The sequence below is a fragment of the Bradyrhizobium sp. AUGA SZCCT0158 genome (assembly GCF_018130065.1).
Taxonomy (GTDB): domain Bacteria; phylum Pseudomonadota; class Alphaproteobacteria; order Rhizobiales; family Xanthobacteraceae; genus Bradyrhizobium.
In genome coordinates, this window is record NZ_JAFCME010000023.1 from 44,501 (window position 1) to 67,487 (window position 22,987).

Annotated in this window: 19 protein-coding genes; 6 read left to right on the plus strand and 13 right to left on the minus strand. The window is 62.2% G+C overall.

Annotated elements, in window-relative coordinates:
• Positions 1-168: 168 nt before the first annotated feature.
• Together gltB and JQ574_RS27120 are read left to right on the plus strand one after the other, a co-directional pair.
• Positions 169-4,920 carry a glutamate synthase large subunit gene (gltB, locus tag JQ574_RS27115; protein WP_212211476.1) on the plus strand — a complete coding sequence of 1,584 codons (4,752 nt, stop codon included), beginning with the start codon at positions 169-171 and terminating at the stop codon, positions 4,918-4,920.
• A 161-nt stretch (positions 4,921-5,081) separates the two neighbouring features.
• A complete protein-coding gene (locus JQ574_RS27120; protein ID WP_212211477.1) occupies positions 5,082-6,539 on the plus strand; it encodes a glutamate synthase subunit beta in 1,458 nt (485 codons plus the stop codon).
• A gap of 564 nt (positions 6,540-7,103) precedes the next feature.
• Here the strand turns inward: JQ574_RS27120 and JQ574_RS27125 are convergent.
• Positions 7,104-8,777 (minus strand): outer membrane beta-barrel protein, encoded by a 1,674-nt coding sequence (locus JQ574_RS27125; protein ID WP_312014714.1) that lies wholly within the window; start codon positions 8,775-8,777, stop codon positions 7,104-7,106.
• A 233-nt stretch (positions 8,778-9,010) separates the two neighbouring features.
• Between JQ574_RS27125 and JQ574_RS27130 the strand changes: the two genes are divergently transcribed.
• The gene (locus JQ574_RS27130) at positions 9,011-10,024 is read left to right on the plus strand and encodes an SIS domain-containing protein (protein ID WP_212211478.1); all 1,014 of its coding nucleotides are present in this window, start codon (positions 9,011-9,013) and stop codon (positions 10,022-10,024) included.
• A gap of 119 nt (positions 10,025-10,143) precedes the next feature.
• Here JQ574_RS27130 and JQ574_RS27135 read toward each other — a convergent pair whose 3' ends face one another.
• Positions 10,144-10,695, minus strand: a complete 552-nt coding sequence (locus tag JQ574_RS27135) for a carboxymuconolactone decarboxylase family protein (protein WP_212384081.1) — start codon at positions 10,693-10,695, stop codon at positions 10,144-10,146.
• Between the two features lie 72 nt (positions 10,696-10,767).
• On the opposite strand from JQ574_RS27135, the gene JQ574_RS27140 reads away from it, so the two are divergent.
• Positions 10,768-11,103 (plus strand): helix-turn-helix domain-containing protein, encoded by a 336-nt coding sequence (locus tag JQ574_RS27140; protein ID WP_212211485.1) that lies wholly within the window; start codon positions 10,768-10,770, stop codon positions 11,101-11,103.
• On the opposite strand, the gene JQ574_RS27145 is transcribed toward JQ574_RS27140, so the two are convergent.
• From JQ574_RS27145 to hemH, 3 genes are all read right to left on the minus strand, one after another.
• On the minus strand, positions 11,100-11,546 hold the full coding sequence (locus JQ574_RS27145) for an NfeD family protein (protein WP_212211486.1): 447 nt from the start codon (positions 11,544-11,546) through the stop codon (positions 11,100-11,102). The two genes, JQ574_RS27140 and JQ574_RS27145, sit on opposite strands and share 4 nt — an antisense overlap.
• A 107-nt stretch (positions 11,547-11,653) precedes the next feature.
• Entirely contained in the window at positions 11,654-12,667 is a 1,014-nt protein-coding gene (locus JQ574_RS27150; protein WP_212211487.1) for an SPFH domain-containing protein, read from the minus strand.
• Between the two features lie 155 nt (positions 12,668-12,822).
• On the minus strand, positions 12,823-13,860 hold the full coding sequence (hemH, locus tag JQ574_RS27155) for a ferrochelatase (RefSeq protein ID WP_212211562.1): 1,038 nt from the start codon (positions 13,858-13,860) through the stop codon (positions 12,823-12,825).
• 88 nt (positions 13,861-13,948) lie between these two features.
• Here hemH and JQ574_RS27160 point away from each other — a divergent pair, with 88 nt between their 5' ends.
• Together JQ574_RS27160 and JQ574_RS27165 are read left to right on the plus strand one after the other, a co-directional pair.
• Positions 13,949-14,347: an MAPEG family protein gene (locus JQ574_RS27160; protein WP_192738169.1), complete on the plus strand. Its 399-nt coding sequence runs from the start codon at positions 13,949-13,951 to the stop codon at positions 14,345-14,347.
• 861 nt (positions 14,348-15,208) lie between these two features.
• Positions 15,209-15,538 (plus strand): hypothetical protein, encoded by a 330-nt coding sequence (locus tag JQ574_RS27165; protein ID WP_212211488.1) that lies wholly within the window; start codon positions 15,209-15,211, stop codon positions 15,536-15,538.
• Between the two features lie 126 nt (positions 15,539-15,664).
• Here JQ574_RS27165 and JQ574_RS27170 read toward each other — a convergent pair whose 3' ends face one another.
• The 8 genes from JQ574_RS27170 to JQ574_RS27205 form a co-directional block, all read right to left on the minus strand.
• Entirely contained in the window at positions 15,665-17,551 is a 1,887-nt protein-coding gene (locus JQ574_RS27170; RefSeq protein WP_212211489.1) for a response regulator, read from the minus strand.
• A gap of 29 nt (positions 17,552-17,580) precedes the next feature.
• A complete protein-coding gene (gene kaiC, locus JQ574_RS27175) occupies positions 17,581-19,062 on the minus strand; it encodes a circadian clock protein KaiC (protein ID WP_212211490.1) in 1,482 nt (493 codons plus the stop codon).
• On the minus strand, positions 19,059-19,349 hold the full coding sequence (locus JQ574_RS27180) for a circadian clock KaiB family protein (protein WP_212211493.1): 291 nt from the start codon (positions 19,347-19,349) through the stop codon (positions 19,059-19,061). Before JQ574_RS27180 ends, kaiC begins: the two co-directional genes overlap by 4 nt.
• A 169-nt stretch (positions 19,350-19,518) precedes the next feature.
• Positions 19,519-20,187, minus strand: coding sequence for a response regulator transcription factor (locus tag JQ574_RS27185; protein ID WP_212211494.1), 669 nt, complete (start codon positions 20,185-20,187; stop codon positions 19,519-19,521).
• Between the two features lie 376 nt (positions 20,188-20,563).
• Positions 20,564-20,998 carry a thioesterase family protein gene (locus JQ574_RS27190; protein WP_212211496.1) on the minus strand — a complete coding sequence of 145 codons (435 nt, stop codon included), beginning with the start codon at positions 20,996-20,998 and terminating at the stop codon, positions 20,564-20,566.
• A complete protein-coding gene (locus tag JQ574_RS27195) occupies positions 20,998-21,363 on the minus strand; it encodes a HepT-like ribonuclease domain-containing protein (RefSeq protein ID WP_212211498.1) in 366 nt (121 codons plus the stop codon). The genes JQ574_RS27190 and JQ574_RS27195 overlap by 1 nt, the downstream gene beginning before the upstream one ends.
• Positions 21,363-21,794 (minus strand): nucleotidyltransferase domain-containing protein, encoded by a 432-nt coding sequence (locus tag JQ574_RS27200; protein ID WP_312014717.1) that lies wholly within the window; start codon positions 21,792-21,794, stop codon positions 21,363-21,365. Before JQ574_RS27200 ends, JQ574_RS27195 begins: the two co-directional genes overlap by 1 nt.
• A complete protein-coding gene (locus tag JQ574_RS27205) occupies positions 21,791-22,867 on the minus strand; it encodes a nickel/cobalt transporter (RefSeq protein ID WP_212384085.1) in 1,077 nt (358 codons plus the stop codon). Before JQ574_RS27205 ends, JQ574_RS27200 begins: the two co-directional genes overlap by 4 nt.
• Between the last annotated feature and the right edge of the window lie 120 nt (positions 22,868-22,987).

The following is a 22,987-nucleotide window of genomic DNA, read 5'->3' on the forward strand; positions in this document are numbered from 1 at the left end:
AGCTCCAGGCAAGTACAGGCAAGGCCGTTCCTCAGGGACGTTGAACGCCCAAGCCTGAATTTAGGAAATCTCGGCTCGCGGCGGACGAGCGGTGGCCCGGTGGGTGCCGCAAGCGCCCAAGGTGCGCCGGTGACAGTTAAGGCCCTTGACCTGATTGAGAGGACTAAGATGAGCGGGTCGGAATTCGAGCGCGAAAACATCGTGACAGAAACGCTGTCGGCGACCGCTATCTCGAAACCGGACGACGCCGCGTATCATACCGAGCCTCAGCGCGAGTGGAGCTGGCGTCCGCCGGCTGAAGGCCTCTACGATCCGAGCCTCGAAAAGGATTCCTGCGGCGTCGGCTTCATCGCCAATATCAAGGGCCGGAAGTCGCATCAGATCGTCGACGACGCGATCAACATTCTCTGCAACCTCGAACATCGCGGCGCCGTGGGCGCCGATCCGCGCGCCGGCGACGGCGCCGGCATCCTGGTGCAGATCCCGCACGCGTTCTTCGCGCGCAAGGCCGCCGAGATCGGCTTCAAGCTGCCGAAGCCCGGCGAGTATGCGATCGGTGCGTTGTTCCTGCCGAAGGAGACGGCGTGGCGCAAAGTCATCCAGAGCATCATCGCCGACCAGATCAAGAACGAAGGCCTGAAGCTGCTCGGCTGGCGCGACGTGCCGACCGACAATTCCTCGCTCGGCGAAACCGTCAAGCCGACCGAACCATCCTGCATGCAGGTGTTCATCGGCCGCAACGGCGCGACCAAGACCGAGGATGATTTCGAGCGCCGGCTCTATATCCTGCGCAAGTCGATCTCGCAGGCGATCTATCAGCGCCGCGATCGCGGCCTTGCCGGCTATTACCCGGTCTCGATGTCGTGCCGCACCGTGATCTACAAGGGCATGTTCCTCGCCGACCAGCTCGGCAAGTATTATCCCGATCTGCACGAACCGGATTTCGAGAGCGCGCTGGCGCTGGTGCATCAGCGCTTCTCAACCAACACCTTCCCGGCCTGGTCGCTGGCGCATCCCTACCGGATGATCGCCCATAACGGCGAAATCAACACGCTGCGTGGCAACGTCAACTGGATGGCGGCGCGGCAGGCCTCGGTGCATTCGGAACTGTACGGCAAGGACATCTCCAGGCTGTGGCCGATTTCCTATGAGGGCCAGTCCGACACCGCCTGTTTCGACAACGCGCTCGAATTCCTGGTGCAGGGCGGCTACTCGCTGCCGCACGCCGTGATGATGATGATTCCGGAAGCCTGGGCCGGCAACCCCCTGATGGATGAGACGCGCCGCGCCTTCTACGAATATCACGCCGCGATGATGGAGCCGTGGGACGGCCCCGCCGCGATCGCCTTCACCGACGGCCGCCAGATCGGCGCAACGCTGGACCGCAACGGACTGCGGCCGGCGCGCTATCTCGTTACCAAGGACGATCGCATCGTGATGGCGTCCGAAATGGGCGTGCTCAAGATCCCCGAGGACCAGATCATCACCAAGTGGCGGCTGCAGCCCGGCAAGATGCTGCTGGTCGACCTCGAACAGGGCCGCCTCATTCCCGACGACGAAATCAAGGCTGATCTGGCCAAGAGCCATCCCTACAGCGACTGGCTGCATCGCACCCAGATCCAGCTCGAGGAATTGCCCGCCGCCTCGAGCAAGGGCATGCGCTCCAATCTGCCGCTGCTCGACCGGCAGCAGGCGTTCGGCTATAGCCAAGAAGACGTCACCATCCTGATGACGCCGATGGCCTCGACCGGCGAAGAGGCCGCGGGCTCGATGGGCAACGACACGCCGATCTCGGCGCTGTCAGACCGGCCGAAGCCGCTGTTCACCTACTTCAAGCAGAACTTCGCGCAGGTCACCAACCCGCCGATCGATCCGATCCGCGAAGAGCTTGTGATGAGCCTGGTCTCAATCATCGGGCCGCGGCCGAACCTGTTCGACCTGCAGGGCCTCGCTTCGACCAAGCGTCTCGAAGTGCGCCAGCCGATCCTGACCGACGCGGATCTGGAAAAGATCCGCTCGATCTCCGACGTTGCCGACAGCCATTTCAAGTCGCGCACGCTCGACACGACGTTCCATGCCGGCTTCGGCGCGGCCGGCCTCGAACAAGTGCTCGACGAACTCTGCGCGCGCGCCGAAGGCGCGGTGCGCGAAGGCGTCAACATCATTATCCTGTCCGACCGCATGGCGGGCTCGGACCGGATTCCGATCCCCTCGCTGCTGGCCTGCGCCGCCGTGCATCATCATCTGATCCGCACCGGCCTGCGCACCTCGGTCGGCCTCGTGGTGGAATCCGGCGAACCGCGCGAAGTGCATCACTTTGCGTGCCTCGCCGGCTATGGCGCCGAAGCGATCAACCCGTATCTAGCGTTCGAAACCATCATCGCGATGAAGGACCGCCTGCCCGGCTCGCTCGACGATTACGAGATCGTCAAGCGCTACATCAAGTCGATCGGCAAGGGCCTCTTGAAGGTGATGTCCAAGATGGGCATCTCGACCTACCAGTCCTATTGCGGCGCGCAGATTTTCGACGCCGTCGGCCTGAAGGCAGATTTTATCGCCAAGTATTTCGCCGGCACCCATACCCGCGTCGAAGGCGTGGGTCTTGCCGAAATCGCCGAGGAGACCTGCCGCCGTCACAGCGATGCGTTCGGCGACGCGCAGGTCTACAAGACCGCGCTCGATGTCGGCGGCGAATATGCCTACCGCACCCGCGGCGAGGACCACGCCTGGACCGCTGAATCGGTCTCGATGCTGCAGCATGCCGCGCGCGGCAATTCACTGGAGCGCTACAAGGCGTTCGCCAAGATCCTCAACGAGCAATCCGAGCGGCTATTGACGCTGCGCGGCCTGTTCCGGATCAAGTCCGCCGAGGACGAGAAGCGCAAGCCGATCAAGCTCGACCAGGTCGAGCCCGCCAAGGACATCGTCAAGCGCTTCGCTACCGGCGCGATGAGCTTCGGCTCGATCTCGCGCGAGGCGCACACGACGCTGGCGATCGCGATGAACCGGATCGGCGGCAAGTCCAACACCGGCGAAGGCGGCGAAGAGGCCGATCGCTTCAAGCCGATGCCGAACGGCGATTCGATGCGCTCGGCGATCAAGCAGGTCGCCTCCGGCCGGTTCGGCGTGACGACGGAGTACCTCGTCAACTCCGACATGATGCAGATCAAGATGGCGCAGGGCGCCAAGCCCGGCGAAGGCGGCCAATTGCCCGGCCACAAGGTCGACGCCGTGATCGCGCGCGTCCGGCATTCGACGCCGGGCGTCGGCCTGATCTCGCCGCCGCCGCACCACGACATCTATTCGATCGAGGATCTGGCGCAGCTGATCTACGACCTCAAGAACGTCAATCCGGACGGTCAGGTCTCGGTCAAGCTGGTCTCCGAGATCGGTGTCGGCACCGTGGCCGCCGGCGTTGCCAAGGCGCGCGCCGACCACGTGACGATCGCAGGTTTTGAGGGCGGCACCGGCGCGTCGCCGCTGACCTCGATCAAGCACGCAGGCTCTCCGTGGGAAATCGGCCTTGCCGAAACCCACCAGACGCTGGTGCGCGAGCGGCTGCGCAGCCGCATAGTGGTGCAGGTCGACGGCGGCTTCCGCACCGGACGTGACGTCGTGATCGGCGCGCTGCTCGGCGCCGACGAATTCGGCTTTGCCACCGCGCCCTTGATCGCGGCCGGCTGCATCATGATGCGCAAGTGTCATCTCAACACCTGCCCGGTCGGCGTCGCAACGCAGGATCCGGTGCTGCGCAAGCGCTTCACCGGCCAGCCCGAGCACGTCATCAACTACTTCTTCTTCGTCGCCGAGGAAGTCCGCGAGATCATGGCCCAGCTCGGCTACCGAACCTTCAACGAGATGGTCGGCCAGACCCAGATGCTCGACCAGTCGACGCTGGTGGCGCACTGGAAGGCCAAGGGCCTCGACTTCTCAAAACTGTTCGTGCGCCAGAAGGAGCAGCCCGGCCAGAAGATCTACCACGCCGAGAGCCAGGACCATCATCTGGAAGCCGTGCTCGACCGCCGCCTGATCGAAAAAGCGCAGGCCGCCATCGACCGCGGCGCGCCGGTGAAAATCGACGAGGAGATCAACAACACCGACCGCTCGGCCGGTGCGATGCTGTCGGGCACGCTGGCCAAAATCTACGGTCATGCCGGCCTGCCGCTCGACACCATCCAGGTCAGCCTCAAGGGCACCGCGGGCCAGGCGTTCGGCGCCTGGCTGACGCGCGGCGTCACCTTCGAGCTTGAGGGCGAAGGCAACGACTATGTCGGCAAGGGCCTGTCGGGCGGCCGCATCATCGTCAAGCCACCGCGCAATTCCGGCATCGTGCCGGAAGAGTCCATCATCGTCGGCAACACCGTGATGTACGGCGCGATCGAGGGTGAATGCTATTTCCGCGGCATCGCCGGCGAGCGCTTCGCGGTGCGTAACTCCGGCGCGGTCGCGGTCGTCGAAGGCGCCGGCGACCATTGCTGCGAATACATGACCGGCGGCATCGTTGTGGTGCTGGGCAAGACCGGGCGCAACTTCGCAGCCGGCATGTCCGGCGGCATCGCCTATGTGCTGGACGAGGCCGGCGACTTCGAGAAGCTGTGCAACCTCTCCATGGTCGAGCTCGAGCCGGTGCTGTCGGAGGAACTGATCAACGCAGGCACCTATAATCACTCCGGCGATCTCGAAGCGCATGGCAGGGTCGACGTGTTCCAGAACTTGCTCGACTCCGACGTCGAGCGGCTGCACGTCCTGATCACGCGCCACGCCAAGCTGACCGGGTCGAAGAGGGCGGAAGAGATCCTCGCCGACTGGAAGACCTGGCTGCCGAAATTCCGCAAGGTAATGCCGGTGGAATACCGCCGCGCGCTGAAGGAATTGAAGGCGAACGCCGACGCCGAGCCGAAAATCGCGATCGGGGCGTAGACTGGGCGACGCCGTCGTCCTGAGGTGCCCGAGCGAAGCTCGGGCCTCGAAGGACGGCTGGGACGACAAATTTATCCTTCGAGGCGCGCAAGAGCGCGCACCCTGAGGATGACGAGCACGATGAAGACGACGAAGCTTAAGTTGCAGGAACGTTGGGTTTAATGGGCAAGATCACAGGTTTTCTGGAAATCGACCGGCACGACCGCAAATATGCGCCCGTCGCCGACCGCTTGCAGCACTATCGCGAATTCGTCATTCCGCTGAGCGAGAAAGACACCCGCGACCAGGCCGCGCGCTGCATGAATTGCGGCATTCCCTATTGCCACGGCACCGGCTCGGTTCAGCCGGGCACGCCGGGCTGCCCGGTCAACAACCAGATCCCTGATTTCAACGACCTCGTCTATCAGGACAATTGGGAAGAAGCCTCGCGCAATCTGCACTCGACCAACAATTTCCCGGAGTTCACCGGCCGCATCTGCCCGGCGCCGTGCGAGGCGTCCTGCACGCTCAACATCGACGACAACCCGGTCACCATCAAGACCATCGAATGCGCGATCGTCGATCGCGCCTGGGACAATGGCTGGCTGAAGCCGGAAATTGCCCCCAGCAAGACCGGCAAGAAGGTCGCGATCGTTGGTTCCGGGCCTGCGGGCCTTGCCGTCGCGCAGCAGCTCGCGCGCGCCGGCCATGACGTCCATGTCTACGAGAAATTCGCCAAGGCCGGCGGCCTGCTCCGCTACGGCATTCCCGATTTCAAGATGGAAAAGCACATCATCGACCGCCGCGTGGCGCAGATGGAAGCCGAGGGCGTCACCTTCCATTACGGTGTCCATGTCGGCGGCACCTCACCGGGCGCGATCGATCCGCGCGAGTTGCATCGGCAATACGACGCGGTGGCCCTGACCGGCGGCGCCGAAGCCGGCCGCGATCTGCCGATCCCGGGCCGCGACCTCGACGGCATCCACTTTGCGATGGATTTCCTGCCGCAACAAAATCGCCGCGTCTCCTCCGAGCCGCTCGGGGCGGCCGCGGACATCCTCGCCGGCGGCAAGCATGTCGTCGTGATCGGCGGTGGCGACACCGGTTCGGACTGCATCGGCACGTCGTTCCGGCAGGGCGCGAAGTCCGTGACCCAGCTCGAAATCATGCCGGCGCCGCCCGAGCACGAAAACAAGGGCCTGACCTGGCCGAACTGGCCGTTGAAAATGCGGACCTCGTCGAGCCAGGCCGAAGGCGCCCGCCGTGAATTCGCGGTGCTGACGCAAAAATTCTCGGGCGTCGACGGCAAGGTGCAGAAGCTGCATTGCGTGCAGGTCAACGAAAAATTCCAGCCGATCGCCGGCACCGAATTCGAACTCGACGCGCAGCTGGTGCTGCTGGCGATGGGCTTCGTGCATCCGGTCCATGACGGCATGCTGAAGACGCTCGGCGTCGACCTCGACCAGCGCGGCAACGTTCGCGCCAACCTGACCGACTACCAGACGTCAGTGCCGAACGTGTTCTCCGCCGGCGACATGCGCCGTGGCCAGTCGCTGGTGGTGTGGGCGATCCGCGAGGGGCGCCTCTGCGCCCGCGCCATCGACCAGTATCTGATGGGATCGACCACACTGCCGCGGTAAGCGGAGCTGGCCGCAATTGAACGGCAAGGAATCAAAAATGGTGCAACGTGCCCTCGCACACTGCACCATTCTTGAAGATGTCACTCTTGCGGAATGTCGGTGTTACGGACAGACCCGAACGCCAGCAACATAGTAGCAGGCGGAGTAGCCGCCGCCGTAACCATAGCCACGGCCACGACCATAACCGCGACCCCGGCCACGGTAACCGTGGTGGTGACCGCGGTGACCGCGACCGCCGCGGCTGGAACCTCGGCCGCGGCCTCCGCCACGATTACCGCGCTGCGCGTACGCAGCCGTCGTCGATCCTCCAACCATCAGCGCCGTCACACCGACGATGCTGAAACAATAAATGCCAACGAGAATAATCGTAGCCAGTGTTCGCGATAAAATGCTGCGAGACGCGGTCTTGCGCTGGGCCATTGAGACTCCTTCTGTAAGGCGGACAGAGTGGGGCTGCTTTGCTCCGCGGTCAAGCGCTAGTGGGTGTGACACTGTCACACAACCGATTAGCAGTGTGTCATAGTTCCCTGCCTCGACTCGAGCACACAAGCGAAGAGATAAAGCCTAGTGCTGCAGACGCACGCCGAGCATGACGATGGTGGCGGCGGTGCTGTTGCCGGGGAGGTTTGAATCCAGCCAATCGCGACGGACCGTGCCCTTGACCCAGAGATTGCGGTTCATCTTGTAGATGAGGTCGCCGGACACCGTGTAGATCTTGTCCTTGCGGTTGTCGCCCTGGTAGTCGAGCGTGCCCCAGGTGAACTTGCCGATCGCAGTCAGCCAGCGCCGGAAGTCATGATCGACTTCAACAGTGTAGATGTGCGTCAGCACGCCGGATACGCCGGGCAGCGTGGTCTCGGTGATCGTGGTGTCGGAATAGAATTTGGCTGTTGTCAGCGGTGTCGCCGTCCAGGTCAATGAAGCCGAGGTCAGCAGGCCTTCGAGGCGGTTGAGGCGGCTGTCGACATAGTCGCGCGCGGCGTAACCGACCGCGATTTCGCCGGTAAGCAGCCGCGAGAATTCGAAACTGGTGCCGCCCTTGACGTAGCCGCCGGTGGAATCGCGCGCGAAGCCGCTGCGGTCGAGTCTCAGATCATGCACGCGGCTGTCGGCCTGCGCTTCCACGAACGGCTTCAAGCCCGGCATCAGATCGTAGCTGACGCGGCCGACACCGCCGAACTGGTTGAAGTTGCGGTCGTCGTTGCTGGTCGAGGTGCCGTCGGTGAGCTTGGAATAGGTATAGGCGGTGCGGTCGACGGTGGCGCCGCCGGAAACCTGCAGACGGTTGAAATTCTGGTCGAAGCCGAAGGTGCCGCCGAACGTGGCATAGACCGGATATCTTTGCAGGCCGGCCTGAATGTTCGGACTACCCGGATTGTCGGTGGCGAGACGCAGCCGCGCCTGCGCCAGCAGCCGCGTGTCGCGCGAGACGTCGAGACGGCCGTCGACATGACCGGTGAAATCCGGACGATCGACCACGACCGGCGCCGGTGAAACCGTGCCGTCGGCCGGCGGCGGAAAGGTGTTGCCGTAGCCGGTGAACGATCCACGCAAGTCCGCCACCACCGCGTGGCGCTCCCAGTCGGACATGACGAGGAGTTCCGGCGCGATCACATAGAACGGCGAGCCCTTCTCGTCGACGGTGCGGCGCGGGTTGGTGTTGTAGCCGCCCGAGAGTTCGAGCGCCGATTTGATCAGGAAGCTGCCGGCGTAATCGCCGACCGGGCCGAACGGATCGTCATCGATCTTGAGCCGCTTGCGCGCAGGTTGGCCCACCACCGTGCCGGCCATCGCGGGCGGGATCGGGGCCTTGTTGGCGGTCTGCGACGGCGGAATCGAAAGCCGCAGCGGCGTATTCGACAGCAGCGGTGGACGACTGCCGGGTCCCGGCGGCGGTTTCGGCCGGGCCTGGCCCGGATAATATTTCGGCTTCTGAAGCTTGCGGTTGAGCGAGTCGTAACCGGAGCTGGAGGCGCCGCTGGCGGCGGGCAGGCCATAGCGCGGGATCGCCCCGATGCGCGACGGCGCGGGCTTCTCCTTGTCGCGAACCCGGGCGTCGTTGGCCTCGTCGCTGGTTTTGTCGTTGGCCTCGGCACTGGTCCGGCGCAGCGGCGAATCAACCGGCATCAGCTGGCTGCTGCGGGTCGGGCTGAACAAGTCAGGCGTGACGGTCTGGGCCTGCGCCGCGGTCCCCGTGAGGGCTATCAGCGCAAGGCATGGCAATACCGCGCGGAACACTGTCGCGCGCCTGCTTTGGCCCCTTACTGGACCTGCCACCACGATGAAAATACTCCAACAACGTCAGCTACTTATTCGACGCATTCCGAGCGCGCGGGGAAAACGTCGTTAATGGAGTTAAAACAATTATGGTTAATGACCCGTTGAGAGCCGGCGGCCCGCGTCGCATCGCCAAATCGGCCGTGCTAAGGAGGGGTCCGGGGGCTTCTGCCCCTCCTCCCTGGATTTGAGACATGGCCAAGCCGAAACCGCTGATGGCAAAATCATCCGGCACCGATCATGCGAACGCCGCCATCGAGTCGGCCCTGCGCACGCTCGATGTCGAGGCTGGCGGCATCGCCGCCATCACGGCGGCGCTGCAGTCCGACCTCCGCGCGCCGTTCGCGGCGGCCGTCGATTGCATCGGCAACGCCAAGGGCCGGCTGATCGTGACCGGGCTCGGCAAGTCGGGCCATATCGGCCGCAAGATCGCCGCGACCTTTGCCTCCACCGGCACGCCGGCCTTCTTCGTCCATGCCGCCGAAGCCAGCCACGGCGATCTCGGCATGATCACCGCCGACGACGTCATCCTGGCGCTGTCATGGTCCGGCGAGCAGCCGGAGATGAAGAATCTCATCACTTATGCCACCCGCTTTTCCATTCCCCTGATCGCGATGACCGCGGACCGGGAATCGACGCTGAGCAAGGCCGCCGACGTCGCGCTGACCTTGCCGAAGGCGCGCGAGGCCTGCCCGCATAATCTGGCGCCGACCACCTCCTCGCTGATGATGCTGGCGCTCGGCGACGCGCTGGCGATCGCGCTTCTGGAAGGCCGCGGCTTCACCTCGGTCGATTTCAGCGTGCTGCATCCCGGCGGCAAGCTCGGCGCGCTGTTGAAATACACCCGCGACCTCATGCATGCTGGCAACGCGGTGCCGCTGAAGCCGCTCGGCACCAAAATGTCGGATGCGCTGGTCGAGATGTCGTCGAAGGGCTTTGGCTGCGTTGGCATCACGGACGGTCGCGGCCATATCGTCGGCATCGTCACCGACGGCGATCTGCGTCGCCACATGCGGCCCGATCTGATGACCGCCACCGTCGACGAGGTGATGACGAAGAATCCCAAGACCATCGGCCGTGACCTGCTCGCGGGCGAGGCGCTTGAGATCCTCAACTCGTCGAAGATCACCGCTTTGATCGTGACCGACGCCAGCAAGCCGGTCGGCATCGTGCATCTGCATGATTTGCTGCGCGCGGGCGTGGCGTAGCTCCAAGGGGACTTCGTAAGGTGGGTTAGCGAAGCGTGACCCACCGAACCACGACGCACGAAGATGGTGGGTTACGCCTTCGGCTAACCCACCCTACAGGCGTTCGCCGGGGCGACATCTCACTTCGGAAATCGCGCCGCCGTCTCCTCCGGCGGCAGGGCCAACGCGTTCGCCAGATATGACACGGTGCGATAGAAGCCGCAGAGCTGGATGATCTCGAATATCTTTGCGTCGTCATAGTGCGCCGACAGCGCCTTGAACTCGGTCTCATCAAGCGTCGCGCGGTCGTGCAGGGCGTCGGCGGTTGCGATCAATACCTGCTCGGCCGCTGACCAGCAGGCGGCCTTGGCATCGCCGAGCACGGTGGCGCGGACCTGTTCGGCGGTCAGGTGGGCGGCTTCGGCAAACGTCGTGACGTGCACGCCCCATTCGTACTCGCAAACGGTCCGCGCGCAGGTGCGGTCGATCACGATCTCGCGTTCTCGCAAGCTGAGCGGGCCGCGATCCAGCAAGCTGCCGGCGCGAAACTTCTCCCAGGCGCGGGGCTGGCCGGCCATCACCCGGAACAGCACCAGCGGCGGCGCGCCGCGCATGATGCGGTCGAATTGCCCCTGAATCTCGGGTGGATAAGGCGGCTGCAGCGGCGCGATCCGGGGCGCGGTCTGTGACATCGTTCACTCCTATGCTACAATAAATGTAGCAACACGCTACAATATCTGTAGCAGCTCGCAAGAGGCTTCCCGATGCCGAAACAGGCCCCTGTTATGAAGAAACGCGCGGTCCGCGGCTCCCGCACCGGCCGGCCGGTGATGGCGCTGCTCGACCTGCTCGGGCGCCGCTGGACCCTGCGTATCCTGTGGGAGCTGCGCGAGGGACCGCTGACCTCGCGCGCGCTGCGCACCGCCTGCGACGAGGCCTCGCCGACAGTTATGCAGACCCGGCTCTCCGAACTGCGCGAGGCCGGCCTGATCGAACTGCTGCCGGGCGATGGCTATGGCCTGACCGGGCTCGGCCTCGAATTGAACGAAACCTTCCTTCCTCTCCACCGCTTTGCCGAGCGGTGGAGCAAGCAAATCTAGGCCACCGCCACCGTCAAGCTCGCCCCATCGGCCTGCACGACCTTGACGCGGCTGCCGGCCGGCACATCGGGGCCCGCGACGCGCCAGATCGTGTCGTCGATCCGCACCGTGCCCGTGCCGTCGACGATCGGTTTTTCCAGCGTGAACTCCCGGCCGATCATCGCTTCGGTCCGCCGGTTGAGGAACGGGTTGCTCTGGCTGCTGCTGCCGGCGCTCTTGGCAAAATGCCGCCACGCCGGCACCGACGCAGCCGCGAACGCCGCGAACATCAAGAGCTGCGCCTGCCACGACGGATTGATCGCAAACGACACCAGGCCGACCATCAGCGAGGAAAGACCGAGCCAGAACAGGAAGACACCCGGCGCCAGCAATTCCAGCGCCATCAGGATGAAGCCGAAGATCAGCCAGTTCCAGGTGCCCAGAGTAGCGAATATGTCGGCCATGACACGACCTCCCTATCAACTCGTGCGATCCATCAACGCTTCGCTCGGCACCCTAAGAGCGAGCTTCGCTCGTCTCGACCCCCGCAAGCGCGGGAGAGGGAAGTCCCTCACCGCTGCGGCGAGAATGGTGACGGCGGCGGTGGCGGTGGCGGCGTGGCGGGACCGGTGCTCGGCACCGAACCACGCCGCGCGACTGCCGCGGTAGCCGCGTCACCGAAGGTCGCCTTGGCGATCTCGCCGATACCGGCGAGCGAGCCAAGAATGCTGGTGGCCTCGATCGGCAGCATGAGGATCTTCTGGTTCGGCGATTCAGCCAATTGCCCGAACGCCTTGATGTATTTGTCGGCGATGAAGTAATTCAGCGCGGCAACGTCGCCCTTGGAGATGGCTTCGGAAACCATCTGCGTCGCCTTGGCCTCGGCCTCGGCGGAACGCTCGCGCGCCTCGGCGTCGCGGAACGCGGCTTCCTTGCGGCCCTCGGCCTGCAGGATCTGGCCCTGCTTGGCGCCCTCGGCGCGCAGGATCTCCGACTGCCGCTGGCCTTCGGCCTGCAGAATGTCGGCGCGCTTGACGCGCTCGGCCTTCATCTGGCGACCCATGGCTTCCACAAGGTCCGCCGGCGGCACGATGTCCTTGATCTCGATGCGGTTGACCTTCAGCCCCCACGGCGACACCGCGGCATCGACCACGCGCAGCAGCCGCTCGTTGATCTCGTCGCGGTGCGACAGCACCTGGTCGAGGTCCATCGAACCCATCACCGAGCGTATGTTGGTCATCGTCAGCACGATGATCGCCTGCTCGAGATGGGCGACCTCGTAGCTGGCCTTGGCGGCGTCGAACACCTGGAAGAAGGCGACGCCGTCCACCGTCACGGTGGCGTTGTCCTTGGTGATGACTTCCTGCTCGGGAATGTTGATCACCTGCTCCATCATGTTCATCTTGCGGCCGACGCGGTCGAAATAGGGAACGATGATGTTCAACCCCGGCGACAGCGTGCGGGTGTATTTGCCGAACCGTTCGATGGTCCAGTCATAGCCTTGCGGCACCGTCTTGACGCCGGCGAACAGGGTCACAATGACCAGCAGCAAAAACGCAATCGCGAAAATGTCGAAACCAGTCATGAATTCCCTCCAAAACCGGCAAGACCGTTGCCGGACGCGGTCGTCCATATGTCTGCCGGATGCCACCGCCGGTTCAGCCCGGCTGTTCTCTAGCAATGGTTACGTAGGGAGCCGTTTGACGCCCGCCAGATGTATGCTGTCTGACCAGGAAAATATCAAATCCAGCCTTGGAGCTCGCGCAACACGAGCTGGCGGATCACGTCCATGCCGGGCTCGGAGTCGTTGAGGCAGGGGATCGCCGCGAACTGCTCGCCGCCATTATGTTTGAAGATTTCGGAGTTTTCCTGCGCGATCTCTTCCAGCGTCTCCAGGCAATCGGCGGAGAAGCCGGGGGTCACCACGGCAATGCGCTTGACACCATCCTTCGCGAGCTGCGCGATGGTCTTGTCGGTGTAGGGCTGCAGCCATTCGTCGAAACCGAAGCGCGATTGAAATGTAAGCAGCAGTTTGGAGGCATCAAGCCCCATGCGTCGGCGCAACGCGTCCGTTGTTGCGATGCACTGCGCCTGGTAGGGATCGCCCTTGTCGACATACTTTTGCGGCATGCCGTGAAATGAGGCGACGATCAGTTCGGGTTGGAACGGCAAGGTCGCCAGATGCGCGTTGATTGAGACCGCCAGAGCGTCGATGTAATCGGGGTCGTCATAATAAGGCGGCGTCACCCGCAATATCGGCTGCGCGCGCATGCCGGCCAGCACGCGGAAAACCTCGTCGCACACGGTGGCCGAGGTCGCCGCGGAATATTGCGGATAGAGCGGCACGACCAGCAGGCGGTCGCAGCCTTGCGCGGTCAGGGCATCGATGCGCGAGCGGATCGACGGATTGCCGTAACGCATCGCCCAATCGACCACGACGTGGTCATGGTCCGCGATCGCCTCCGCCAGCTTTTCGGCCTGCGCGCGCGTGATGGTCTTGAGCGGCGATTCGTTCTTCTCGACGTTCCAGATCTTCCGGTAGTCGCGCGCCTTGCGGCGGGGACGGATGCGCAAAATGATGCCGTTGAGGATCAGCTTCCAGCGCAGCCCCTGGTCCTCGATCACGCGCGGGTCGGAGAGAAATTCCTTGAGGTAGACCCGCACGCCCCTGGTATCGGCCGTATCGGGCGTGCCGAGATTGACCAGCAGCACGCCGACACGCTCGGGCTTGGCTTCCGGCGCAGGCTTCGCACTTCCTATGGGAACGACCACGGTCATGATTTCCGTGGCTTCGCGCGTTGCACCATCCTTGTCAAGACAAGCATCGGTTCGATACGCTGAGGTCTTGCCGCGGGCGGGAGGAACCATGACGGTCGCCGAATGGTGCGTTTTCGGAACGCTGTTGCTGTACTTGCTGACGATCGCCTCGGTCAAATGGATCGGGTTTCGCCGTTTCGACAATGCCAGGCCCCGCGACCCCGATTTCTACGAGGATCCGATCCGCGCCCGGGCGCTGGGCGCCCATCAGAACGGCATCGAGGCGTTTCCGTTTTTCGCGGTCGCGGTGCTGCTCGCCGAGTTTCGCCTCGGGCCGCAACACCTGATCGACGAGCTGGCGGTGTTGTTCCTGATCGTGCGGATCGCCTATGTCTTCACCTATCTCGGCAACCGCCCGACGCTGCGCTCGATCCTGTGGTCCATCGGCTTTGCGATCAACATCGCGATCTTCTTCCTGCCGGCGGTCAAGGGGTATTTGCCGGGGTAGTACCATCTCTCGTCGTCCCGGCCTTGAGCTCAGATGCGCAGTTGCGCATCGGGGAACCCATACCGCGGGATCTTTCGATGAGGCTCGGTAGCAGAGACCATTCGCAAAACTTCTTCCTGTGGTTATGGGTCCCGGCTCAAGGCCGGGACGACGGTGGTGTTTGTGGTTGCACCATCATCCAAACGCAGTTTCGCATTCTCGCGACGCAATGCGCCCGAGCTTTGCCAGAAACTTCCCGCCCTCTCATAGAGAGGGCGCAGGGAAGACCGGGTGCGCGCTGCACCCGCGGTCCCGTGTGCGGTTAGCACAAGAAATGCTGCACACGAGCATACAGGGCAGCGGTGAACACCCGGCCTTCCCTGCGCAATGGCTTTACGGCTTATGCCGTGATCTCCCCGGAGACGAGTTCTTGGTTGACTCCGTCGCTGCCGTTCGGCTTGCGCCGACCCGACAGCTTGACGCCAGCAACGGGCGCCAGGACCACACGGTTTTGCCGTACGCTTATCCACGCCGTCGTCGAGGCGTAAACCAGCGTCCACCGCAACCCGTCCAACGTCCGTGACGACGGCCGACGCCCTTCTGACCAGGACGGGATGGCCAACACATACGCCTGATTTGCCTTCTGGTAAACAGAAATATTTTTTATTTAGGGGCTTGACATGATTTCCGTAAAACAGAACTGATTTGCCCGTCGGGTTGTTTTGCCGCAGGCATGGCTGCCTTAGCCGCATTGGTCGGTGGCAGCCATCCTGGGGCACCCACAGTTCACATTGAACCTTCAAGCGGCTGGATCGCACCAAGGCTGCATCAGCGCGGCTCGCTCCAAGGCGACGCGGGAGATTTCATGTGATGGATACTGTGATGGATAGTGCCGTACAATCCCGCCGGTTCAGCATTATCGGCAGCGTGACAGGCCTGTTGGCGCTGCTGGTCTCGGCGCTGACGCAATTGGTGCCGGGGGTCTATCTTTCCGGGCTCGTCGGTCAGGCGACCTGGAACGAGGTACTCTCAACGGGGGCGGCCGCGCTCGGCGTGATCGCCATCTCTTTCGCCGTCGTCGCAATCATCGTGAAGGAAGGAAAGCTGCTGGCAGGTATCGCGGCCGTCCTCGGCTTCGCAGCCATCGCCGTCCAGATATGGTGGGTTCTGCTCATCCTGGCGATCGCAATCATCATCATCAACTCGCTATAATCCTGAACGCGCAGGATGGGGTGGGGATGAAAATGCAGTCCGCCGTTCGAACGATAAAATGCACCGTTACCGTAACCCCTCGCATGAAATAGACCCCTACGCGGTTCCGGCAAAGACGCCCGTTATCTAACTGCACCGAATACCGAACCTTCGAAGTGCCGCCAAAAGGCTTTCGGAATCAAATGGTTTGGAGAGGAATACCAATCGTTCATCATGCGCAAATCTGCGACGAACGCTGTCGTCGGCATAGCCGGTCGCCAGGATGATCGGCAGATCAGGTTGAACTGCGCGAATATCCGCAACCAATTCGTCACCCCGCCGGTCTGGCAATCCAAGGTCGATAATTGCGCCGGCAAGCTCGCCGTGCTCAGCCCGAAATTTCGTCAACCCCTCCGAGGCGCTTGCAGCCCCCAGGACGGCGCATCCGGCGTCAACGAGAACGTCTGCGAGAAACATTTGGACCAGGAATTCATCCTCAACCACGAGAATGCGCGTCTCCCGCTGCTCCCGTTGACGATCCAGCAATTCACGAATTCGCGTTGCGAGCGCGGCGTAGGTGAAGGGCTTGTTGAGCAATTCAATCTCGGCATCAAGCCTGCCCTCGTGGACCAAGGCGCCGGCGGCGTAAGCCGTTGTCATCAAGACTTGAATAGAGGGGCGGTTTGCCCGAGCGCGTTCCGCCAAAACTCGGCCATCCATGCCGCCCGGCAGCCCAAGGTCGGTAAACAACAGGCAAATGTCATTCTCGCGGGTAAGGATCTCAAGCGCGGACCGTGCGTCAATGGCTTCAAAGACCCGATAACCCAACTCGCGCAGGCTATTGACCGTGTAGCTACGAACGTCCGCTTCGTCCTCGACGACGAGAACTGTCTCGCCTTGTTTGGCGCGCGGCGCATCCGCGGCCGCCTGCGGCTCCGCGACAGGAGTCCATGTGGGAACAGCGGCATCCATGACCTTCGGCAGATAAATTTTGACTGATGTGCCGATACCGGGTTCGCTGTAAAGCTTCACGTGACCGCCGCTCTGCCTGACAAACCCATAGACCTGGCTCAACCCCAAACCCGTCCCGCGCCCGCCAGCCTTTGTCGTGAAGAACGGCTCAAAAACCTGCTTGAGCACATCGGGCGTCATCCCCATTCCCGTGTCTGTAACGGAAATGAGAACATAGGGCCCACTTGCGATATCGGCGTTGACTGTCGGATGCTCGGAATCGAGTTCGACGTTGGACGTTTCGATCACAAGTTGCCCACCCGACGGCATCGCGTCGCGTGCGTTGACCGCAAGGTTCAGAATCGCCGCTTCGAGTTCTGTGGGATCGATTTCAACGTTCCAAGGGTCTTTGATCAATCCGGTCCGCACGACGATCTGCTCGCCGAGTGTGCGCTGGAGCAAATCGGACATCCCGGAAACGAGACGGTTGACGTCAAGCAACTGGGGTTCGAGCGGTTTCCGCCGCGCAAACGCCAGCAATTTCTCCGTGAGCTTCGCGGCCTGTCGTGCGCCCCGGTTGGCATTTTCCAGCGCGCGCGATAACGCAGGATCAGTGGCAGAAAATCGACGTTGAGCGCTCTCCAGATTGCCCAGCACGACCGTCAGAAGATTGTTGAAGTCGTGCGCTATCCCCGCCGTCAGCAATCCGACCGCTTCCATTTTTGCCGAATGTCTCAGACGTTCCTCGGTGGCCTTGCGGGCCGAGACATCCCGAAGGCTTGCAAGGCGGACCGGCTGACGATCCCAGGTCGTATCAACAATCCGTATTTCCGCGTCAATTTGGTCGCCGTCCGGCTTGTGGATGGCGATTTCAGCTGTGTCTCCGGCGATAAACGGTATTCCGATCGGACGCCCGATCAATAGCTCGGCCTGCCGCCCGAAAATCTGCTCTGCGGCGGGGTTCGCAAACAGCACGGTTCCGTTCTCGTCAATCACAATGATCCCGTCGGCATTTTTCTCGACAAGGAATCTAATCTCGGCTTGATCGATGCCGCTGCGGGAATTGGCATCCGCACTATTCATGGTATCGACCTTGCCGCCTGTTCACCGCTTCATCGTGCAATATCATCACCGGTGAACACGTTTGGCGCGGTTTTGAAGGACTCGCCAAAGTGCATGCCGGCGCTGTCGATTGTGAACTTCCGAATTTCCTTGGCATGCTCGCTGCCTCGCATCTTTAGCACCATAAGACCTCTATTCATGGTGTTCTGCTCCTGGATGTAGCGCAGCAAGATGATGGAATCGGTCAAGGTCGAGATGTGCTGCTCGCTGACGCTCTCACCACCGATGAGGGATTTGCTGGTGGCGGTACAGAGCCCGGCAATTTCCCGCTTCTTGATGAAGGAGGTAAGGCTGATCAGAAATTCGCGGAACCCGGTATCCGGGGCGATCCGCTCCAACGCGGAGAGGCTGTCCACCGCAATGCGGTTCGGCTGGAATTCGTCGACAAGGCTCTGGATGGTGAGCAGATGATCCGGCAGCCCCTGCGCTTCAGGATAGAGACAGACGATTTTGAGTTTTCCCGCAGCCTCCATCTGAGCAAAATCGGCGCCCCAACCGCTCGCATTGCGGAAGAGCTGGCCTTTGCTTTCCTCATACCCAAACAGAATGGCCTTCTCTCCGGCGACTACGCCGCCGGCGAGAAAGTTGGTGACGAGCAGGGTCTTGCCGGTGCCTGTTGCACCGCTCACCAGCGTCACGCTGTCGCGAAAAAAGCCGCCCCCGCACATTTTGTCGATTTCAGAATTTCCACTTGTGACGCGCACCGTGCTTGATTGCTGTTCCAGGCGAAGCGAGGAAAGCGGGACAGCGACGACGCCCTGGTTCGCCAGCAGGGTAAAGGGTGCCTCACCTTCGGCGTGATGGCTGCCGCGCATCTTGAGGACCTCGATGGTGCGGCGACGCTTTTCGCGATAAAGGACGTTGCGCAAAATAACGACGTTGTCTGCAACGAACTCTTCCAGGCGATGTCGCGTGATCTCTCCATATTCACTATTGCGTTCCGCCGTCATGAGCACCGTAAGGCCGGACTTTTTGAGGGCGCTGCTGATATGAAACAGCTCGCGACGCAGTATCTTCGGGTCGCCGATAAAATGGTCAAAAAGTTGAGTAAGCGAATCCAGAACGACGCGCTTGGCGTTTACGGTCTTGACTGCATGCTGAACGCGAGAGAGCAAACCAACCAGATCGAAATCGCCGATAATCAATTCATCGCTTGCCGGCGGACTGGCATCGACAAATCCCAGGCGCCCGTCTTTGCGCCATTTCGCCAGTTCCCAGCCAAATCCCCGCATATTGGCTTCAATATCCGCCGGCGGTTCCTCGAACGTTACAAGCACGCCATTCTCACCAAAAGTCGTAATTCCGTGTGCGAGAAATTGTGTCGCGAAGACCGTTTTGCCGCTTCCAGGCGTGCCACCAACGACCGTGGTTCGAGCGCGAGGCAACCCACCCATAACCAGTTCATCGAAGGCCTGAACGCCGGTCTGAACCCGATCCAGCACGGCAGCAATGTCGGCATCCTCTGTGGTCATGCTTTTGTTCCTTCAGATTCGATTCCGAGAAAATCGAGGACCCTCTCCACGTCGCTGAGATCACCGATTATCCGCCGCGGGCGAACAGGGTGTTCAAGAGCGAGTGTCGGCGTGGCGATGATCGCAGCTTGCTCGGCGAGTTCCGGATTCTTGAGCACATCGATAATTTCGACGGCCAGTCCGTCGCGCGCCTTCGCGACGTCTCGCAGGCGCCGCAGATTCTGCTCCGCTCGGCGAGAGGTCGCTGACGGTCCGGCGATGTAGAGTCGAAGCAAGAGGTTGGTCACGTCGGAATCGCCTTCTTGGCGCTGAGAAACATCGGGCGTCGCCGATGAAGCCGCACTGACCTCGCACCGCGCATGCGGACCATGGCGGCACATCCGAATGCCGCCATGACTCGTCCTAGAAGACACGGTGGCCGGCTTTCCGGCAAGAGAGAGAGAAATACCAGCCCTACTAGTACAGGCCGTCGCTTCGCGGCGTTTGGCCCGAGCGCTTCGATGACGCTCGCGCGTTCAGCGCGTCGTGGCTCGTGAGCGCACGCTCCCGCGCCCAGATGACCGCGGCGCTACGGCGATTTACGCCAATTTTGCGGTACAATGACGCAATGTGGTTGCGCACGGTATTCTGGGAAAGATGAAGCATCTCGCCCATTTCGGAGTCGCTTCGCCCTTCGCAAATTAGCCAAAGCACCTCGCGTTCGCGGCCCGTTAGAATATCGAGGTCGGAGGATCGCGGCGACGACCTCGTGCCCTGGCGCAATGCGTTGAACTTCTCAACGATCATTCGGGTAAGCCACGAACTGTCGGACATAACGGCCTCGATAGCTGCGATCAGCTGCGAAGGCTCCTTTTGTTCGCCGGCTTGTTGAATTACGCACACCGGAGAAGGTTTGCCGTCAATCATGACCTGGGTAGCCGCGACAAAGCAATCGATCGTCCGGCCTTCCGGCCGGGGTATCGGCAAGGCAATATCCTGCAAGCCACCGTTGAGACGACGCCGCAGGTTTTCATCGATCCAAACAATTTGTCCTGTCGCATCGACAAAAATAGCGCCCTCGGTAAAGGCAGAAGCGAGTTGCTCCAGCTCCTCGTTGCGCCCAAAATCTCTCGTCACCTGGTCCATGACGGCCCCCTGTGTGGACTCATGATCGGCAAATTGGAAGTTGCCAAGATAACGTTGCGGAGGGGGACTGGTTCCGGCCTACTAACTCCATAGTACATCAGCACTATTCGCAGCGTGGAGCGGTCATGAGTTCGCGCGGTGCGGTTCCGATCGGAAAGTGGAGAATTTTACTGCGTTCCTGAGCAAAAATGCCGGCGTAGAATGAACGAGGCAATGCCTGCTGCGTGCGAGCGAAGCAAGCCATCACGCCGCTTGCGAAACGATGGAGTGCTTCCACCTTCGCTCGTTGAGCTACAGCGGACAAGCCGTCGCTGTCGCTCCTCGCAATGACGAGATCTCAGCCCGTCGGGTTGTTTTTGTCGCAGCCACCGCGGCGTCAGGCCAGATGCCGGTCCCGCGCCGCAATGAAATTCCGGATCGATTGCGGGATCGGGACCGGACGATGGGATTTCTGATCGGTATAGACCCAGACGATCTCGCCGGTCACCAGCGCCTCATGGCTGCCTTTCTGAAAGATCGCGAGTTCGAAGGTAAGGCTTGAATTGCCGATCCGCGCCACCCGCGCCCCGACGTCCAACTCCTGGTCGAACAGCACCGGCGCCTTGTACTCGATCAGCGATTTGACGACGTGGAAGTCGATCCCGGTCTTTCGGGAGTCGGCATACTGGTCGTAGCCGAGCGCGCGGAAATATTCGGTGATCGTGGTGTCGAAATAGGTCAGGTAATGCGCGTTGAAGACAACGCCCTGCCCGTCGATTTCGGAATAGCGCACTCGAAACGGGTGGAAGAACCAGAACTGCTCGCGTGACATCAGATCATTTCCCGGAAAGACCGCTCTTCCGCGCCGAGTTCAGACCGACAGGCTTTTTCCAATGTCGGCAAGTCGCCATGCACCAACTTCCATAGCACGGGCGCGGCAATACTCTCGTAATCGTGGCGCAGTACGTTGCCGATCCCTGCAACTTTCTGCCATGGGATTTCCGGATGGCGCGCCTTCAGGTCGTCCGTAAGATGACGACTGGCTTCCGAAATGATCTCGTCACCGCGCTCGACGAGCCACTGTCGCTGCCAATCGCCTTCGAACGCTTCGAGCGACACATCCGCCAATACGCCATTGACGCGTTCGATCGCCTCGATGATGTCCGTTAAGCGGGGGATGAGCGACCGTGTTATCACTAGAACACGCGGACGGCTGTTGCTTCTATCGTATCCCGCAGCGCCTTGTGCAGGCTGTCGCGCGTCATGATTTCCGTCTTCCGGCCGAGAATGCTGGCCGCGTACTCTTTCACGTCCATCAGCTCGTACACGCCGAGCTTGCCCTTCTCGTAATCAAAAAAGAGATCGACGTCGGAATCGTGTTTCGCCTCGCCACGCGCCATTGAGCCGAACATGTAAAGATGTTCGACGCCAAGCCGCTTCAAATCGGCTTCGTGCTGCCGCAACCGGCTAATGGCCTCATCGCGTTCCATAGCAACATCATAGCAAATCCGGGCGGGTGATTCCACGCCTTTCGATCTCGGCATCACGTAGCAGGTAGCCCGCATGAGCTTCGCGATATGCGGGGACACGCCCCGGATGTCGCTGCGCTCATCCGGGCTACGGATCACAGACAAGTCACCCGCTCGGCGGCGAGATAACCGAACAGCAGGCCGAGCCCGAACAGCAGCACCAGGCCCGCCGCGCCGAACTCGATGCCGCGCATGATCAGCGCGCCGCCGCCTTCGCGGCCGGCGCTGAGGCGCTCGGCGAGGCCTCGCGCGGACACCGCGACGATGGCAATGGTCGCGACCGTGATCGCGGTGCCGAGGCCCATCACGAAGGTCGCGGCGATTCCGGCCCAGAACAGGCCCTGCGCCAGCGCGAACACCAAGACCAGGATCGCGCCCGAACAGGGCCTTAGGCCCACGGCGAAGATCGCGCCCAGCCCACGCTGCCAGCCGCCGGGACCGGCAAGCTGATCCGGCGTCGGGCCGTGGGAATGGCCGCAATGCTCGTCATGGACGTGGTCGGCTGCGTGGGAATGAGCGTCAGCATGAGCGTGCGCATGGTGATGATGTTCATGGTGGTGGTGATGGTGATCGTGGCCATGATTGTGATGATGGCTGGCCGTAGCCGTAGCGGTGGCCATCGCGGGCACCGGCTTGGCCTGCAGCGCGCGCATAAATCCGCCGCCCTTGGTCCAGACCAGCCGGGCGCCGAACGCCGCGATCAGGGCGTAGCTCGCGATCTCGATCGCCTTCTCCGCCCCGCACATCGTCTTGGCGGTGGCGTTGAGCAGCCAGGCGCAGATGCCGACGATCAGCACGGCGACCAGCGCCTGCAGCATCGCGGACGCAAACGACAGCACGATGCCGCGCCGCGCGGTCTCCTGGTTGGCGACCAGATAGGACGAGATGACGGCCTTGCCGTGGCCAGGACCGGCGGCGTGGAAGATCCCGTACGCAAAAGAGATCGCCAGCAGCGTCCAGACCGCTGAGCCGTCGGACTTGGCGGCGCGGATGGTCGCCGACATCTCGCGATAAAATTCCGATTGCTTGGCCAAGAGCCAGCCGACGATGCCGCCGACCTGCGGCTCAGGGGCTTTGGCCGGCCGGGGGCCGCCGAACGGGTTTTGCGCCAGCAGGGCGTGGAGGACGCCGTCGACCGCGACAATGGCGGCGAGTGCGACGATCCCGATCAGGAGCGCGTGGGTGAAGCTGGAGCCTTTTCCGTTTCGATCGAATCGAAACGGGGCTCCCGATTCGTTTTCTTGACGCGTTTTCTTGACGCGAACCGGACCCACTTCGCTGGAAAACGCTTT